At 72.5% G+C, this 16,783-nt stretch carries 14 protein-coding genes and 1 pseudogene; 9 read left to right on the top strand and 6 right to left on the bottom strand.

The annotated features are described in order from the left end of the window. Together MCBG_RS17995 and MCBG_RS17990 are read left to right on the top strand one after the other, a co-directional pair. Positions 1-205, top strand: a pseudogene (locus MCBG_RS17995) (mucin-associated surface protein); the annotation flags it as partial. Then, complete coding sequence (locus tag MCBG_RS17990; RefSeq protein ID WP_083296979.1) at positions 202-585, top strand: Rv3654c family TadE-like protein; 384 nt, start codon at positions 202-204, stop codon at positions 583-585. The pseudogene MCBG_RS17995 and the gene MCBG_RS17990, both read left to right, overlap by 4 nt. Before the next feature lie 72 nt (positions 586-657). On the opposite strand, the gene MCBG_RS17985 is transcribed toward MCBG_RS17990, so the two are convergent. The 3 genes from MCBG_RS17985 to MCBG_RS17975 form a co-directional block, all read right to left on the bottom strand. Further along, positions 658-1,236: an LURP-one-related/scramblase family protein gene (locus MCBG_RS17985; RefSeq protein WP_043327247.1), complete on the bottom strand. Its 579-nt coding sequence runs from the start codon at positions 1,234-1,236 to the stop codon at positions 658-660. 141 nt (positions 1,237-1,377) lie between these two features. Further along, positions 1,378-1,584, bottom strand: a complete 207-nt coding sequence (locus MCBG_RS17980) for a hypothetical protein (protein ID WP_043327245.1) — start codon at positions 1,582-1,584, stop codon at positions 1,378-1,380. Between the two features lie 243 nt (positions 1,585-1,827). Beyond that, complete coding sequence (locus MCBG_RS17975) at positions 1,828-4,323, bottom strand: DEAD/DEAH box helicase (protein ID WP_043330721.1); 2,496 nt, start codon at positions 4,321-4,323, stop codon at positions 1,828-1,830. Between the two features lie 133 nt (positions 4,324-4,456). Between MCBG_RS17975 and MCBG_RS17970 the strand changes: the two genes are divergently transcribed. The 6 genes from MCBG_RS17970 to topA all read left to right on the top strand — a co-directional run bounded on the left by MCBG_RS17970 (position 4,457) and on the right by topA (position 12,237). Further along, positions 4,457-4,807 carry an STAS domain-containing protein gene (locus tag MCBG_RS17970; protein ID WP_013283649.1) on the top strand — a complete coding sequence of 117 codons (351 nt, stop codon included), beginning with the start codon at positions 4,457-4,459 and terminating at the stop codon, positions 4,805-4,807. Further along, positions 4,807-5,244 carry an ATP-binding protein gene (locus tag MCBG_RS17965; RefSeq protein WP_043327241.1) on the top strand — a complete coding sequence of 146 codons (438 nt, stop codon included), beginning with the start codon at positions 4,807-4,809 and terminating at the stop codon, positions 5,242-5,244. The genes MCBG_RS17970 and MCBG_RS17965 overlap by 1 nt, the downstream gene beginning before the upstream one ends. A 305-nt stretch (positions 5,245-5,549) precedes the next feature. Next, a complete protein-coding gene (locus tag MCBG_RS17960) occupies positions 5,550-7,898 on the top strand; it encodes a sodium-translocating pyrophosphatase (protein WP_043327240.1) in 2,349 nt (782 codons plus the stop codon). Between the two features lie 102 nt (positions 7,899-8,000). Further along, entirely contained in the window at positions 8,001-8,543 is a 543-nt protein-coding gene (locus MCBG_RS17955) for a hypothetical protein (protein ID WP_043327238.1), read from the top strand. Then, on the top strand, positions 8,534-9,142 hold the full coding sequence (locus MCBG_RS17950) for a hypothetical protein (protein ID WP_043327236.1): 609 nt from the start codon (positions 8,534-8,536) through the stop codon (positions 9,140-9,142). The genes MCBG_RS17955 and MCBG_RS17950 overlap by 10 nt, the downstream gene beginning before the upstream one ends. 269 nt (positions 9,143-9,411) lie before the next feature. After that, positions 9,412-12,237 carry a type I DNA topoisomerase gene (gene topA / locus MCBG_RS17945; protein WP_043327234.1) on the top strand — a complete coding sequence of 942 codons (2,826 nt, stop codon included), beginning with the start codon at positions 9,412-9,414 and terminating at the stop codon, positions 12,235-12,237. Positions 12,238-12,283: 46 nt separating this feature from the next. Here the strand turns inward: topA and MCBG_RS17940 are convergent, their stop codons facing one another. Further along, the gene (locus MCBG_RS17940) at positions 12,284-13,204 is read right to left on the bottom strand and encodes a DUF559 domain-containing protein (RefSeq protein WP_043330719.1); all 921 of its coding nucleotides are present in this window, start codon (positions 13,202-13,204) and stop codon (positions 12,284-12,286) included. A 111-nt stretch (positions 13,205-13,315) separates the two neighbouring features. Further along, complete coding sequence (locus MCBG_RS17935) at positions 13,316-14,632, bottom strand: D-arabinono-1,4-lactone oxidase (protein ID WP_043327232.1); 1,317 nt, start codon at positions 14,630-14,632, stop codon at positions 13,316-13,318. Positions 14,633-14,851: 219 nt separating this feature from the next. Here MCBG_RS17935 and MCBG_RS17930 point away from each other — a divergent pair, with 219 nt between their 5' ends. After that, a complete protein-coding gene (locus MCBG_RS17930; RefSeq protein WP_030503760.1) occupies positions 14,852-15,427 on the top strand; it encodes a TetR/AcrR family transcriptional regulator in 576 nt (191 codons plus the stop codon). 64 nt (positions 15,428-15,491) lie between these two features. Here MCBG_RS17930 and MCBG_RS17925 read toward each other — a convergent pair whose 3' ends face one another. Continuing rightward, positions 15,492-16,700, bottom strand: coding sequence for an amino acid deaminase/aldolase (locus MCBG_RS17925; RefSeq protein WP_043327230.1), 1,209 nt, complete (start codon positions 16,698-16,700; stop codon positions 15,492-15,494). Positions 16,701-16,783 lie beyond the last annotated feature (83 nt).

The raw sequence follows: 16,783 nt of genomic DNA, 5'->3' as shown, positions 1-16,783 counted from the left end.
TGCGGCCCGGGGCGAGTCCGGCGAGGTCGCCGGCCAGCGTTACGCCCCCGACGGCGCCGAGGTGTCGGTGACTGTGGCAGGCGACCGGGTCACGGCGACGGTTCGGGCGCCGGTCCGGACGTTCGGCGCGCTGCTGCCGCGACTGAGCGTGTCGGGGCAGGCGGCAGCGGCTGTGGAACCCGGCGCGCCGGGGCCGGTGCCGTGACGGTCGCCCGGTCGTCGCGCCAGACCGCCGCCGAGCGGGGCGGAGCCACTGTGTGCCTGCTCGCGATCGGGCTGGTGTTCGTGCTGGTCGGGATGTTCGGCGCGGCGCTCGGGGCCGCCCGCTGTGCTCGGCACCAGGCCCGCAACGCGGCGGACTTCGGGGCGCTCGCCGGTGCCGGGCGGGTGCTCGACGGCGTCGAGGGCGCGTGCGCTCGCGCGGCCGAGCTGGTGGCGGCCAACGGCGGCCGGATGACCGGCTGCCGGATCGACGGGCTCGATCTGATCGTCACGGCGCGGGTACGTGTCGAGCCGCTGCCCGGGCTGACCCGGGACGCCACCGCGACGTCCCGGGCCGGGCCGGCCCGGGACACCGACGGTTGAGGCGGCCGAGCCGGGGGCGTCGATCGCTGGCGTTCCCGGCTCCGGCCGGCGGGTGGAAAAGGTGGCGCGGGGTCAGCGGGACTGGAGCGCGTCCAACCCGACGGCCATCGCGATGACCAGGCGCCGGTCGATCTGCGGGTGGGGGATGTCGACGACGTACCGGTCGCGCAGGCCCCACTTCTTGTCGACCGAGAACACCGGCTGGCCACCGGCCACGAAGTCGAAGTGGTACGGCAGCCAGGAGAGCGAGTCGACGAACCGGCGCAGCAGCGCGACCGGCAGGCTGCGCTCCTGCCCGGTGGCCGGCGGCAGCCCGGGCTGCTCGACGTGCCACGTCGAGCGCAGCAGCGACTGCGCGAAGTCCTTGCGGAACAGCCCGATCGGGTTGCCGGCGTGGTCGGTCACGTCGTATGTGGCGCCGAGGTCGAGCCGCTGCCGGGCCTTGAACCCGAGAAGGGGGTACTGCTTGGAGTCGTCGGTGTAGATGGTCACCTGCTCCTTGAAGGCGAGCCGCTTCTGCTGCGCGAACGCGAGCAGCCCGGCCTCGGAGCCGTCGGGTGCCGCGGCGTGCACCTCGTACTGGTTGACCATCATCCGGATCCGCTGTCGGACGATGAACCGGTTATGGGCCTGCAGGTTGTCGAGCGACATCAGATCTCCTTCGAGGGGTCGCCGGAGTCTCGCACAGCAGGCCCGCCGCCGCTTGCCCCCGCTCGCGCCAGGATCACCGCTCGCGAGGGCCTCCGGCGTCCGGGCACCCACCCACCCCACAAGGCGAACGACGACGAAAGGTCAACGACCGCCGTCGACCGTGGCCTTCATCGCCCAACTGTTCAGCACCTGGTGAATGCCGCGCAGGCGCTCGTTGATCTGCTCCAGCCGCTCCGCCTGGGCGAGCGTGGCCAGCGCGGTGCCCAGCGCGATCTGCTGGTCGGGGGTTAGGTTTTCCTGGTCGATGGTGTAGAGCAACTCGACGGTCTCGGCGATCGTGTCGGCCACGGCGGCACCTCCGGCGGGACGGGTCTGGGGTCACCTGCGCTACTGGAAATGATGCATGGAAGCGCTCCCATACATCAATGCCCCGAGAGCCCTGCCCTCATGCACCCGTCCCACCAACCAGACCCCCGGGGCACGGCCCATCTTGATCGACACCAGTTCGGCGAAGTGGCGGGGTCCAGCACCCGCCTATACAGCAACCACCCCGATCTGGCGGGAGGCCCCACCCGACGGGTGCGGACCAGGTCAGGCGGGTGGGCCACCGGCCGTCTGAGCTGGGCGGGCCACCCGGTCGCCTTGCCGGGGCAACACCTCGCCGCTCCCCGGGCCGCCCGCCTCCGGGCCGGCACCCGCCTCCGGGCCGTCCGCCTCCGGGCCAGAGGTGGGCGGGTCCGGGTCAGACACCGCGTCCGGGCCGCCGACCGTGGCGAGATTCGCCAGCACCACGTCGAGGACCTTCACCGCCTCTGCCTTCGCCAGCGGGTTGTTGCCGTTTCCGCACTTCGGGGACTGGACGCAGGACGGGCACCCGGTCTCGCACCCGCATTCGGCGATCGCGTCCCGAGTGGCGCGCAGCCAGGCGGCGGCGGTGCCGTACGCCCGCTCGGCGAAACCCGCCCCGCCGGGATGCCCGTCGTAGACGAAGACCGTGGGCGCCTCGGTGTCCGGGTGCAGGGCGGTGGACAGCCCACCGATGTCCCAGCGATCGCAGGTCGCCATCAGCGGCAGCAGGCCGATGGCGGCGTGCTCGGCGGCGTGCAGCGCGCCCGGCACGTCGGCCGCCTCGACACCGGCGGCGGTCAGCGACTCGGGGGAGAGCGTGAACCACACCGCGACGGTGCGCAGCTCCCGGGCCGGCAGGTCGAGCGGGCGGGTGTCGATCACCTCGCCGGTGGCGATGCGCCGCCGCTGGTACGACACCACCTGGCTGGTCACGTCCACCTCGCCGAGGAAGAGCCCGACCGGGCCGGCGTCCAAGTACGAGCGGACCGACACCACCGACAGCGAGGTGACGTCGCGGGCGTGGGTGGACCAGTCCGGCTCCTCGGCGTGCACGAGCGCGCACCCGTCGGCCAGGTCGAGTGAGTCGACCACGTACGAGACGCCCTGGTGCAGGTAGACCGCGCCGGTGTGCAGCAGGAAGTGCGACGATCCGCCGTCGACAGTGCCGAGCAGCCGGCCGGTGGACTCCTCCACCACGCACACCGGGGCGCCGCCCTCGCCGCGCAGGTCGACCTCGGGGCGTTCCCGGTGCCGCCAGTACCAGCCGGTGGGCCGCTGCCGCAGCGCTCCCGCCTCGACCAGCGAGTCCACCGCCTCCTTCGCGCCCTCACCGAACAGGTCAAGGTCGGCGGGGGTGAGCGGGGACTCGTGGGCGGCGCAGGCGAGCTGCGGCGCGAGGACGTACGGGTTGGCCGGGTCGAGCACCGTCGCCTCGACCGGCCGCCCGAACAGCGCCTCCGGGTGGTGCACCAGATAGGTGTCGAGCGGGTCGTCGCGGGCCACCAGCACGGCGAGCGCCTCGTCGCCGGAACGCCCGGCCCGCCCGGCCTGCTGCCACAGCGACGCGCGGGTGCCGGGCCAGCCGCAGATCAGCACCGCGTCCAGCCCGACCAGGTCGACGCCGAGTTCGAGCGCGTTCGTGGAGGCGAGCCCGAGCAGGTCGCCGTGCAGTAGCGCCCGTTCCAGCTCGCGGCGTTCCTCGCGCAGGTAGCCGGCCCGGTAGGCGGCCACCCGCTCGCCGAGGCCGGGCACCGCCTCGTCCAGCGACCGCCGGGCGTTCGCGGCGACCACCTCGGCGCCCCGGCGGGACCGCACGAACGCGAGCGTGCGTACCCCCTCGACCACGCTGTCGGCGAGCAGGTCGGCGGTCTCCCGCAGCGCGGAGCGCCGGACCTGGACGAGGTCGGCGTCGGGAGCCGAGTCGGAGGGCGGCAGCAGCGGCGGCTCCCAGAGCGCGAACGTCACGCCGCCGCGCGGCGACGTGTCCTCGGTGACGGCGGTGACTGCTAGACCGGTGAGCCGCCCGGCCGCCGTCGCCGGGTCACCCGACGTGGCCGAGGCCAGCAGAAACACGGGGGTACGCCCGAAGCGCGCGCACTGCCGCCGCAACCGCCGCAGTACGTGCGCGACGTGTGAGCCGAAGACGCCCCGGTAGGTGTGGCACTCGTCGACCACCACGTACGCGAGGCGGCGCAGGAACCCGGACCAGTGGGCGTGACCGGGCAGGATGCCGTGGTGCAGCATGTCCGGGTTGGTCAGCACGAACCGGGAGTGTCGCCGAATCCACTCCCGCTCGGCGCGCGGCGTGTCCCCGTCGTAGGTGGCGGGGCGTACCCCGTCGAGGTCGAGACCGGCGACGGCGCGGAGCTGGTCGGCGGCGAGCGCCTTGGTCGGCGCCAGGTAGAGCACAGTGGCGCGCGGGTCGGCGAGCAGCGTGCTCAGCGCGGGCAGCTGGTACGCCAGGGACTTGCCGGACGCCGTGCCGGTGGCCACCACGACGTGATTGCCGGCGTACGCCAGCTCGGCGGCCTCGGCCTGGTGCCGCCACGGGGCGGTGACGCCGCGCCGCGCGAACGCCGCCCGCAGTTCCTCCGGCGCCCAGCCGGGCCACCCGACCGGCTCGCCGGCCCGCGCCGGGACGCGCTCGACGTGGGTGACCGGGTCGGTGGGGTGCCGCAGCCGCAGCCGGCGCAGCAGCTCACCCGGAGCACGCCGCGGGCCGGGGCTGTGGTCGGTCACGTCCTGCACTCTCGCACTGGTGTTCGGAATTGGGAACCGCAGGGTGGGGGTAAGGGAGGGGCGTGGCCGGTGATCCGAGAGGGCCGCACGGGGGATGGTTAGATGCCCTGGAGAGTTTACCGAGGAGGGGCCGATGGAGCTGTCGCTGGCGACCCGCGCCGTGGGGGAGCACACGGTGCTCGAGGTCGGTGGTGAGGTGGACGTCTACACCGCCCCCCGCCTGCGGGAACGGCTTCTTGAGCTGATCGACGGCGGGGCCCGCCACGTGGTGGTCGACCTGGGCCGGGTGGACTTCCTCGACTCGACCGGACTGGGCGTGCTGGTCGGCGCGCTCAAGCGGCTGCGCTCGGCCGGCGGCTCGTTCGCCCTGGTCTGCGACAAGGAGCCGCTGCTCAAGATTTTCCGGATCACCGCCCTGGACCAGGTCTTCCCGCTGCATCCGACGGTCGACGCGGCCATCGCCGCCGACTCCACCGGCGCGTGATGGCCACCGTCAAGCTTTCCTTCTCTCCGGCCCCGGTGCACGTGCGTACCGCACGCCTGGTCGGCGTCGCGGTGGCCCGGCGGGCCGGCGTACGCGAGGACCTGCTGGACGAGGTGCGCCTGGCCATCGGTGAGGCGTGCACGCGGGCGGTCGCGCTGCACCGGCAGTACGGCCTGGCGGATCCGGTGTACGTGGAGATGTCCGACACCGGTGGCTACACGGTCCGGGTGGTGGACCGGGCGCCGATCGAGGCGGGCCTCGGCCTGGCCGCGCTCGGGCCGGACGAGCTGGCCAAGGAGTCGCTGAGCGAGGACGCGCTCACCACCGGGGTGGGCTTCGCGCTGCTCGCCGGTTTCGTGGAGGACCTCCAGGTCCGCCCGGTCGACGAGGGCGTCGGCACCGAGGTCCGGATGACCTGGCCGGCCGGACGCGCCTGACCTTCCCGTTCACGTAGGCCGCGTTCCCCGCACGGGGAGCGCGGCCTCGTCGTGTTGACCGGGCCATATATCAGATTTCTTCGTATAACACAGTTACGAAGATCATCGAGACACGGTGCCCCCTGCCTGTGACCCTCGCCACGCCGGAGGGCTACAGTACCCGGGTTGTCAGCAAGTGATCCCGTCCCGTAGCCAGCGGGAACGGTCCGCCGGAGTGGGTGGCGCGCGCTTGCGAGTCCGCATCCAGGCGTCGGCCCGTGCGTCTCCACCGGCCGGCGCGAGTTGTTCGGTACAGGAGGACATAGATGTCCGGGACCTTGGCCGCTGACGGCGGCGCACTGTCCCTTACCGGAGCCAACGTGACGTACGTCGTCATCGCCGCGGTCATCGCGCTGGTGGCGCTCGTCTTCGCGGCCGCCCTCACCAGGGCGGTCCTGGCGGCCGGTAAGGGAACCACAAACATGCAGGAGATCTCCGGCGCGGTGCAGGAGGGCGCGTCGGCGTACCTGCTGCGGCAGTTCCGCACGCTGGCGATCTTCGTCGTGATCGCCGTCGTGCTGCTGTTCCTGCTGCCGGTGCACGACACCGACGGCAACGAAACGCTGGTGAAGCTCGGCCGCTCGGCGTTCTTCGTGGTGGGTGCGCTGTTCAGCGCGTTCATCGGCGGCGCCGGCATGTGGCTGGCCACCCGCGCCAACCTGCGGGTGGCAGCGGCCGCGCGGGAGCGCGAAGGCGGACGCGAAGGCGCCATGAAGATCGCCTTCCGCACCGGCGGCGTGGTCGGCTTCCTCACCGTCGGCCTCGGTCTGTTCGGCGCGGCGCTCGTCGTGCTGATCTACCGGGGTGACGCCCCGACCGTGCTGGAGGGCTTCGGTTTCGGCGCCGCGCTGCTCGCCATGTTCATGCGGGTCGGCGGCGGCATCTTCACCAAGGCCGCCGACGTCGGCGCCGACCTGGTCGGCAAGGTCGAGCAGGGCATCCCGGAGGACGACCCGCGCAACGCCGCCACCATCGCCGACAACGTGGGCGACAACGTCGGCGACTGCGCCGGCATGGCCGCCGACCTGTTCGAGTCGTACGCGGTCACGCTCGTCGCGGCGCTGATCCTCGGCCGGGCCGCGTTCGGTGAGACCGGCCTGGTCTTCCCGCTGATCATCTCCACCATCGGCGTGCTCGTCGCGATCGTCGGCGTCTTCATCACCCGGCTGCGCGCCAGCGACCGCAACGGCCTGACCGCCATCAACCGGGCCTTCTACCTCTCCGCGCTCATCGCCGCGGTGCTCGTCGCGATCGCCGCGTTCGCCTACCTGCCGGCCACGTTCGCCGAGCTGGAGGGCGGGCTGACCGACGTCGACCGCAACCCGCGGCTGGTGGCCATCGGCGCGGTCGTGATCGGTATCGTGCTGGCCGCCGCGATCCAGGCGCTGACCGGCTACTTCACCGAGACCAACAGGCGCCCGGTGCAGGACATCGGCAAGAGCTCGCAGACCGGCCCGGCCACCGTCATCCTCGCCGGCATCAGCGTCGGCCTGGAGTCGGCCGTCTACTCGGCGCTGCTGATCGGCGCCGGCGTGTTCGGCGCGTTCCTGCTCGGCGGCAGCTCGATCACGCTGTCGCTGTTCGCCGTCGCGCTGGCCGGCACCGGCCTGCTCACCACCGTCGGCGTCATCGTCGCCATGGACACGTTCGGCCCGATCTCCGACAACGCGCAGGGCGTGGCCGAGATGTCCGGCGACATCGACGAGCACGGCGCGCGGACGCTCACCGAGCTGGACGCCGTCGGCAACACCACCAAGGCGATCACCAAGGGCATCGCGATCGCCACCGCCGTGCTGGCCGCCACCGCGCTGTTCGGCTCGTACACCGACACGCTGCGCTCCTCGTACGAGGACGCGGGCGTGAACGACGTCGGCAACGAGATCCTCAACTCGCTCAACGTCGCCAACCCCCGCAACCTGGTCGGCCTCATCATCGGCGCCGCGGTGGTCTTCCTCTTCTCCGGCCTGGCCATCAACGCGGTGTCCCGCTCGGCCGGCGCCGTGGTGATGGAGGTACGCCGCCAGTTCCGTGAGCTGCCCGGCATCATGGACCGCACCCAGCGGCCCGAGTACGGCAAGGTCGTGGACATCTGCACCCGGGACGCCCAGCGCGAGCTGCTGACCCCCGGCCTGCTGGCCATCCTGGCCCCGATCGCTGTCGGCTTCGGCCTCGGCCCGGGCGCGCTGGCCGCGTACCTGGCCGGCGCGATCGGCGCGGGCACGCTGATGGCGGTGTTCCTGGCCAACTCCGGTGGCGCCTGGGACAACGCCAAGAAGCTGGTGGAGGACGGCGCGTACGGCGGCAAGGGCTCCGACGCGCACGCCGCCACCGTCATCGGCGACACCGTCGGCGACCCGTTCAAGGACACCGCCGGCCCGGCGATCAACCCGCTGATCAAGGTGATGAACCTGGTCTCGCTGCTGATCGCGCCGGCCGTGGTGGCCTGGAGCGTGGGCAACGACCAGAACAACCCGCTGCGCATCACGATCGCCGTGGTCGCCGCGTTGATCATCGCGGGGGCCGTGGTGTTCAGCAAGCGCAAGGGCGTGGCGATGACCGACTCGGACAGCGACGCCGGCAAGCCGGACCAGCGCCCGGAGACGGTCAACGCCTGAGGTCCACGCGACGGCTCCCGGCCGGTCCCGGCCGGCCGGGAGCCCCGTGCCCGGCAAACCTGAGCGGTGGCGGTTCCGCCCGGAGGTCGTACGCTGCAACGCATGCGTACGCGCCGGGCGGCAACCGCCGGAAAGCTCACGGTGGTCCTGGCCACGCTGGTCCTCGTCGTCGCCGGGTGCGGCGGCGGCCCGAGCCCCCGGGTCTGGGCCGCGTCGGTGTGCCAGGCGCTCACCCCGTGGCGCGCGGAGATCTCCAAGCTGACCAGCAGCACCCAGCAGCAGATGACCGCGCAGACCACTCCGGCGCAGGCCAAGGAGAACCTGGTCCGGCTCTTCGCCGGCGCCGAGCAGGCCAGCGAGACGGCCCGGCGCAAGGTCGAGGAGGCGGGCGTGCCCGAGGCCGAGCGCGGCGCCGAGGTGTCCGCCGGGTTCCTGGGGTCGCTGAGCAAGATGCGCGACGCGTACGGCCGGGCCCGGTCCGCCATCGACGGGCTCGACACCGCCCAGGCCGGTCCGTTCTACGACGGCGTGCGCGCCGCCGTGGACACGCTCAACAAGGAGTACGACGCGAGCGCGCTGGACACCAGCAAGCTCAACTCGACCGAGCTGAAAGAGGCCTTCGACGAGGTCCCGGAGTGTCGCTGACCCCTCCCACCCCGAAACCGGCCCGCCAGCCCTCGCTGTTCTCCACCGAGGCGGCCGATCCCGTGCTGGCGGATCTCGCCGGCCTGCTCGCCGGGCCGGGTGAGGTGGGGCGGATGGGCGGCACGGCCCGGATCTCCGTGGTGGTGGACGCCGCCTGGCGGGTGCACGTGCTGGTGGCGGAGCTGGGCGCCCGGGGCGTGCCGGCGAGCTGGGAGCCGACCGAGGACGGGCGGCACCGGGTGCGCACCGCGTACACGAGCATGCTGGCGCCGCTCGCGCGGGCCTGGCTGCGCGGGGCGGTGAAGCGGCCACCGGCCCGATTCCACCTGGACGGGCGGCGGCTGCGGCTCTGGGCGGCCGCGGCCGGCACGGCCGAGCCGGCCGGGTTCCGGCTGCGGCTCGGACCGGCCGACGAGCCGTGCTGGCCGGTGGTGCGCGCCGCGCTGGCGGCGGTCGGCCTGCCGGCCGCGTTCGTGGAGCCGGACGAGGGCGGGCCCGCGTTCCGGGTCGGCGGGCGGCGCATGTCGCGGCTGGCCGAGTTGGTGGGGGAACGGCCGGTCACGGCGCCGGCGGCGGAGTGGCCGGGCGCGCCCGGCTGACCGTCCGGTGTCCGAACCCGGACACCCGGCGACGGCTCCGCCGGGTGTACGCGATCGTCACAGTGACACGCCTGCCGCCCTACCCACGGTGTACCGTGACGCCGTCCGGCAGGGTGCGGCCGGCGGTCGCCGGGAGAGCGGCCCGTTTGCCGCCCACGAAACCCGGAACGCGGACGGCGCGTTACGTTGGACATCCGGACCGCCCGTGGTCCGGGTGGCGCAACACGGCCCGAAGCGGGCATGGCGTAGGAGTGAGGTCGGGGAGAGACGTGCCGAGCAACGCTGGAACCACCCGTCTGGTCATCGTCGAGTCTCCGGCGAAGGCCAAGACGATCTCGGGCTACCTCGGCCCGGGGTACGTCGTGGAGGCCAGCTTCGGCCACGTCCGGGACCTGCCCCGCAACGCCGCCGACGTCCCGGCGAAGTACAAGGGTGAGCCCTGGGCGCGTCTCGGCGTCGACGTCGACAACGGCTTCCACGCGCTCTACGTGGTGTCGCCCGACCGTAAGCAGCAGATCAGCAAGCTGGTGAAGCTGGCCAAGGAGGTCGACGAGATCTTCCTGGCGACGGATGAGGACCGCGAGGGCGAGGCCATCGCCTGGCACCTGGTGGAGACGCTCAAGCCCAAGGTGCCGGTCAAGCGGATGGTCTTCCACGAGATCACCAAGCCGGCCATCCAGGCCGCGGTGGCCAACCCCCGGGAGATCGACCGCGACCTGGTCGACGCCCAGGAGGCGCGGCGCATCCTCGACCGCCTCTACGGGTACGAGGTATCGCCGGTGCTGTGGAAGAAGGTCATGCCGAAGCTGTCGGCGGGCCGGGTGCAGTCAGTGGCGACCCGGATCGTGGTCGAGCGGGAGCGCCAGCGGATGGCGTTCCGCACCGCCGAGTACTGGGACATCCTGGCCACGCTCGCGGTGGCGAAGCCGGGCGAGGGCCCGCGCACGTTCAACGCCACGCTGGTCGCGCTGAACGGTGACCGGATCGCCACCGGCAAGGACTTCGAGCCGACCACGGGTCGTGTTCGCGCCGGCGCGGGTGTCGTCCACCTCGACGAGGGCGGGGCCCGGGGGCTGGCCGCCCGCCTGGCCGACCGGCCGTTCACCGTCACCCGGGTCGAGGAGAAGCCCTACCGCCGCCGCCCGTACGCGCCGTTCATCACCTCCACGCTCCAGCAGGAGGCGGCCCGCAAACTGCGGTTCTCGTCGCAGCAGACGATGCGCACCGCGCAGCGCCTGTACGAGAACGGCTACATCACCTACATGCGTACCGACTCGGTGAACCTGTCCGAGACCGCCATCGCGGCGGCCCGCCGACAGATCGTCGAGCTGTACGGCGAGCGCAGCGTGCCGCCGGAGCCGCGCCGCTACACCGGCAAGGTGAAGAACGCGCAGGAGGCGCACGAGGCGATCCGCCCGGCGGGCGACAACTTCCGCACCCCGGGCGAGGTGGCCAAGGAGCTGTCCGCCGAGGAGTACAAGCTCTACGAGCTGATCTGGCGGCGCACCATCGCCTCGCAGATGACCGACGCGGTCGGCTCCAGCGTGTCGGTGCGCATCCGCGCCGTCTCCTCCGCCCAGGAGGAGGCCGACTTCGGGGCGACCGGCAAGACCATCACCGACCCGGGCTTCCTGCGCGCGTACGTCGAGTCCAGCGACGACGAGAACGCCGAGGCGGAGGACGCCGAGCGGCGGCTGCCCACGCTCGTCAAGGATCAGCCGCTGACCGCCGACGAGCTGGCCGCGCAGGGCCACCACACCCAGCCGCCGTCGCGCTACACCGAGGCGTCGCTGGTGAAGGCCCTGGAGGAGCTGGGCATCGGCCGGCCCTCCACGTACGCGTCGATCATGCAGACGATCCAGGACCGCGGGTACGTGACCAAACGCGGCCAGGCCATGATCCCCACGTTCCTGGCGTTCGCGGTGATCGGGCTGATGGAGCGGCACTACCCGCGCCTGATCGACTACGACTTCACGGCCAGCATGGAGAACGAGCTGGACGAGATCGCCGGTGGCGACCACGCCGCCGTCGACTTCCTCACCTCCTTCTACTTCGGCAGCACCAACGGCGCCGGCGACCAGGCCATCGCGCACGCCGGTGGCCTGAAGAAGCTGGTCACCGAGAACCTCAGCGAGATCGACGCGCGCAGCGTCAACTCGATCCCGCTGTTCACCGACGACGAGGGCCGCGAGGTCGTCGTCCGGGTCGGCCGGTACGGGCCGTACCTGCAGCGGGCGCTCCCCGGCTCGGTTTCGGGCACGGCCTCGGTTTCGGGCTCGGCCTCGGGTGAGGGTGAGGGCGAGGAGGGCGGCTCGCAGGGCGACCGGGCGCCGATCCCGGAGGGCCTCGCGCCGGACGAGCTGACCCCGGAGAAGGTGCACGAGCTGTTCCTCGGCGGCGGCGGTGAGCGCAAGCTCGGCGACGACCCGTCGACCGGCGAGCCGATCCTGCTCAAGTCCGGCCGGTTCGGCCCGTACGTGGCCAGCGGTGAGCGCAAGTCGTCGCTGCTGCGCTCGCAGTCGCCGGACAGCCTCACCCTGGAGCAGGCGTTGCAGCTGCTGCGCCTGCCCCGGCTCATCGGCGTGGCCCCGGACGGCACCGAGGTGTTCGCCAACAACGGCCGCTACGGCCCGTACGTCAAGCGCGGTGACGAGTTCCGCTCGCTGGACTCGGAAGACAAGATGTTCACCGTCACGCTGGACGAGGCGCTGGCGTTGCTGGCCGCCCCGAAGACGCGCCAGCGCCGGGCCGCCGCGCCGCCGCTGCGGGAGATGGGCAACGACCCGCTCACCGAGAAGCCGCTGGTGATCAAGGACGGGCGCTTCGGGCCGTATGTCACGGACGGCGAGTTCAACGCGTCGCTGCGGCGCGGGCAGACGCCGGAGGAGCTGACGCTGGAGCAGGCGTCGGAGATGCTCGCCGAGAAGCGTGCGAAGGGCCCGGCGCCGAAGAAGAAGGCCGCGAAGAAGGCCGCCCCGGCCAAGAAGGCAACGGCGGCCAAGAAAACGACGGCCGCCAAGAAGACGACCGCGGCGAAGAAGGCCCCCGCGAAGAAGGCGGCCCCCAAGAAGGCGACCTCAACCCCGAACGAGTGATCTTGGTACGGAGTCGCCCCTGGAAGGGCGTTTCCGTACCAAGATCTCAGCCGGGCCAGCCTGCGGATCGCAGGGCGGCACGCAACTGGGTGATCACGCGGGTGGGGTCGTTGCGGACGGCCCAGGCGGGGAAGCGGAGCACCCGGTCACCGGTGGACCAGACGTCGTTCTGCCGCTGCATGTCCGCCCAGGCGGTCCTCGGGTCGAAGTGCTGCCCGCCGTCGATCTCGACGTGCACACGCCACCGCTCGAACCAGACGTCGAGGTAGCGCCGCCGCCCGGTGGCGTCTCGCCGCACGACCTGGAGAGACGGTTCGGGTAGCCCGGCCCGCCGGACTAGATCGAGGAAGTCGAGTTCGGCGAGGGAGTGGGCGCCGCCCGCCGCGTCGGTGGCGGTCGTCAGGATCAGGCGGTGGCGACGCGCCCGGGGAAGCCGTTCCAGCACCCGGTGCAGGTCGTCGCCCCAGACCAGGCGTTGCTGGAAGCCCGCCGCGATGACGGCCCGTGCCTCCTCGTCGGTCGCTGCCCACTGCGCCGCGTCGACGAGCGAGCGGGCCGGCATGGTCCGGCGGGGCCGGCCGATCGCGAGCACGTCCTCCGGCGGTAGCACTGTGGTGCGGTGGACCCGTACGCCAGGTGGTATCGCCCGGGTCTGGTGCCGGGCCGGCAGCAGCAGATGGATGAGTCGGCTCTCGTAGCGCCTGAGCCCCCAGCACTGGGCTGCGGTGAGCCCGCCCAATGTCGCGGCCGGTCCAGCCGCCAGCACCGCGATCCAGCGCCGCTCATCCGGGCCGACGGGACCGTCGTGCGTGACGTAGACCCGGGGGTGCACCTGCCGCCAGCGCCCGCTGGCGATGCGGTGCCGGATCGTCTTCTCGGACAGGAACCGCCGAGCCTGCGCCGTACCCAGCACTCGCGCCTGACGGAAGAGCAACCAGCTCAGTTCCCCCGCGTCGTCCCCCGGCATCTCCACACCGGCAACCCCACCCGAACAGCACCCGTCACGCTGCCCCTGTGGACAACCGCCGAGATCTTGGTACGAAGACGCCCCTCGATGGGCGTCTTCGTACCAAGATCTTCAGGAGCCCAGGACCTGGGTCAAGTACGGGTTCTGGAAAAGGTTGTGGGGGTCCAGGCGGGTGCGGACGGATCGGAAGTCTTCGAATCTCGGGTAGGCGGTGGCCAGCGACTCCGCATCGCGCCAGTGCAGCTTGCCCCAGTGCGGGCGACCACCCAGTTCCGTCGCCACCTGCTCGAACGCGCGAAAATAAGGCTCGTACGGCATGCCCACGTACTGGTGCACGGCGATGTACGCGGAGTCCCGCCCGTACGAGTGGGACAGCCAGATGTCGTCGGCGGCGGTGAACCGCACCTCGACCGGGAACAGCACCTTGAACGGCAGCCGCTCCACGATCCGGCGCAGCTCGGTGAGCGCCGTCGGCAGCGTCTCGCGCGGCAGGCCGTACTCCATCTCCACGAAGCGGACCCGGCGTGGTGTGCAGAAGACCTGGTCGGAGCGGCCGGTGTAGGTGCGTTCGGTGAGCGCGCGGGCGGAGACGGCACTGATCGTGGGGGCGAGGGCGGGTACGGCGCGGCCGAGGCGGCAGGCGCCGGCGAAGACGGTGTTGGAGAGGAACTCGTCGTCGAGCCAGCCGCGCCAGCCGGGCAGCGGCTGGTCGTCGGCGGGTACCCGGTCGTTGGTCTTGACCTGCACCCGGTCGGTGTACGGGAACCAGTAGAACTCGGCGTGGTCGTGCGCCTCGTACAGGCCGGGCAGGTCGTCGAGCACCTCGGCGAGCGGGGCGGGGCGTTCGTGCGCGCGCAGCACGAAGGCGTCGACGCAGCGCAGCGTGACCTCGACCAGTACGCCGACCGCGCCGAGCCCGACCCGGGCGGCGTCGAAGACGTCGCGGTTCTCCTCGGCCGAGCAGCGCAGCACCTCGCCGGTGCCGGTGACGAGCGTCAGCCCAGCCACGAAGGTGGACAGGCAGCCCAGTTTCGCCCCGGTGCCGTGGGTGCCGGTGGAGAGCGCGCCGGCGATGGTCTGGGCGTCGATGTCGCCGAGATTCGGCATCGCCAGCCCGTGCCCGGCGAGCAGTTCGTTGAGCGTGTGCAACGTCATTCCAGCCGGTACGGTGACCAGGCGGCGCGCCACATCGACGGTGACGTCTGTCTCCAGTTCGGCGAGGTCGATGCGGTGCCCGTCGGCCACAGCCGTGGCGGTGAAGGAGTGGCCGCTGCCGGTGGCCCGGACGGTCCGGCCGGCCGCGGCGGCCTGACGGACCGCCTCGACGACGTCGGAGACGCTACGCGGGCGCACGGTGAGGAGCGCGGAGCTGTGCTGGTTGCCGGCCCAGTTGGACCAGGTGGCGGTGGTACCGGTCATCGCGGCCACTCCTCGACATGAATATGAACTGAATTCATATCAGGAACGTTGTGCCTGGTAAATACCGCAATCGAGCCCGGCTCGTTGTACCGGTAGTCACAGACTCGTGACGTGCAGATATGTTCATCCGTCGAAGGGGGGTGGCGCCGAGTGTCCACACCAGCCGCCACGACCGGGCCGCTGCGTCGGGTACCGGTGCAGGGTCGAAGTGTCGCGCGGGTCCAGCGGATGCTGGACGCCTGCGCCGAGCTCGTCGACGAGGTGGGGTACGAAGGGCTGACCACGACCCTGCTCGCCGAGCGCGCCGAGGTGGCGATCGGGTCGGTGTACCAGTTCTTTCCGGACAAGCGGGCCATCGTGCAGGCGCTGACGCTGCGGACCATGGAGTCCTACCTCCAGCGGCTCGACGAGCGGTTCGCGTCGGACGATCTGACGCACTGGTGGGACGGCGTCGACGCGGCGATCGACGAGTACATCTCGATGCACCGCACCGTCCCCGGTTTCCGTACCCTGCACTTCGGCGACGTGGTCGACCTGCATCTGCTGGACGACCAGCGGGACAACAACGGTGTCATCGCGGAGCAGCTCGCCCGCGTACTCACCGAGCGTTTCGGCCTGGCCGGGGTGCCCGACCTGCGGTTCCACCTGGAGGTCGCGGTCGAGGCGGCCGACGCCCTGATCAAGCTGGCCTTCCGCCGCCGCACCGACGGCGACGAGCGGGTGCTGGTCGAGGCGAAGGCCCTCATCCGGGAGTACCTGCACCGGCAGGTCAACGCTCCCACGGAGGCCGTGTCCCAGGGCTGAGCGGCACGCCGAGCGGCGGGTTCCCGGGTGCGCCGGGGCCCGCCGTCGTCACGCCGGCGGCGGGTCAGAGGAAGGCGTGGCCCTCGCCCCGGTAGGTGGGCACCGTCGCGACCACCGCGTCCCCGTCGACCAGGTGCACCTCGTTGACGTGCTCGCACATCTCGCCGGCCTTGGCGTGGCGGAACCACACCCGGTCACCGACCCGCAGGCCGTCCGCGGCGTCCCCGGCGAGCGGCGTCTGCACCTCACCGGCGCCCTCCGCGCCGAGCAGCTTCAGGCCGTCCGGCAGCCAGGGCCGGGGCAGCCGGCTGCTCGCCGCCTGGCCGGAGGCGATCCAGCCGCCGCCGAGCACCGTCGCCAACCCGGGCGCCGGGCGGCGGACCACCGCGCAGGCGAAGAACGCCGCCGGGGTCGGCCGCCAGGCACGGTACGCGTCGAACAGCGTCGGCCCGTACAGGCCGGAGCCCGCGGTGACCTCGGTGACCGCGGGGTCGGCGCTGGTGGCGGCCACGCTGCCGGTGCCGCCGCCGTTGACGAACTCCAGGTCGGCGTGTTCGCGTACCGCGGCGACCGCGTCCGAGCGGCGGGCCAGCAGTTCCCGGTACGACCCGCGCTGCGCGACCCGGATCGCCGAGCCGAGCACCGCCTGCCCGGGTGGCGCGTCGCCCAGACCGGCGATCTGCGCCTCGTACGACATCAGGCCGACCAGCCGGAAGCCCGGCCGGGCGGCGACGGCGGCGGCGAGCGCGCCGGCCGCCGTGGCGCTGTGCACCGGGGAGCGGCGCACGCCGACGTGCACCCGGCCCCGCAGCGGCCGCCAGGAGGCGTCCAGGTCGAGGCAGACCCGCAGCGCGGGGCGGCGCGCGGGCGGGCAGACCTGGTCGATCAGGTCGAGCTGGGCGGGGTCGTCGACCATCAGCGTCACCGCGTCGGCGAGCGCCGGGTCGGCGGCCAGTTCGGCGAGGCCGGCCCGGTGCGCCGTCGGGTACGCCACCAGCACGTCGTCGCTGACGCCGGAGCGGGCGAGCCAGACCGCCTCGGGCAGGGTGAAGGCCATCACGCCCTGCCAGCCGGGGCGGCCGAGCACGCGGGTGAGCAGCTCGCGGACCCGTACCGACTTGCTCGCCACGCGCAGCGGCTTGCCGTCGGCCCGGCCGGTCAGCGCGCCGGCGTTGGCGTCGAACGCGGAGAGGTCGACCACCGCGTACGGCGGGTCGAGGTGAGCGGTCGCCCGGTCGAGACGCTCGCGAAGTTTGTCACGGTCGATGGCCACGTCTGCACGCTAACTGTCTGGGCGAGAATGCGAAATACCCTCGCGTCTGTCCGGGCTGCGGGCGGTGGTCCCGGCGGCCTAGG

The organism is Micromonospora sp. M42 (assembly GCF_000568915.1).
Taxonomy (GTDB): Bacteria; Actinomycetota; Actinomycetes; order Mycobacteriales; family Micromonosporaceae; genus Micromonospora; species Micromonospora chalcea.
The sequence above is the reverse complement of the archived record's forward strand: the minus strand, read 5'-3'. Positions and strand labels throughout refer to the sequence as shown.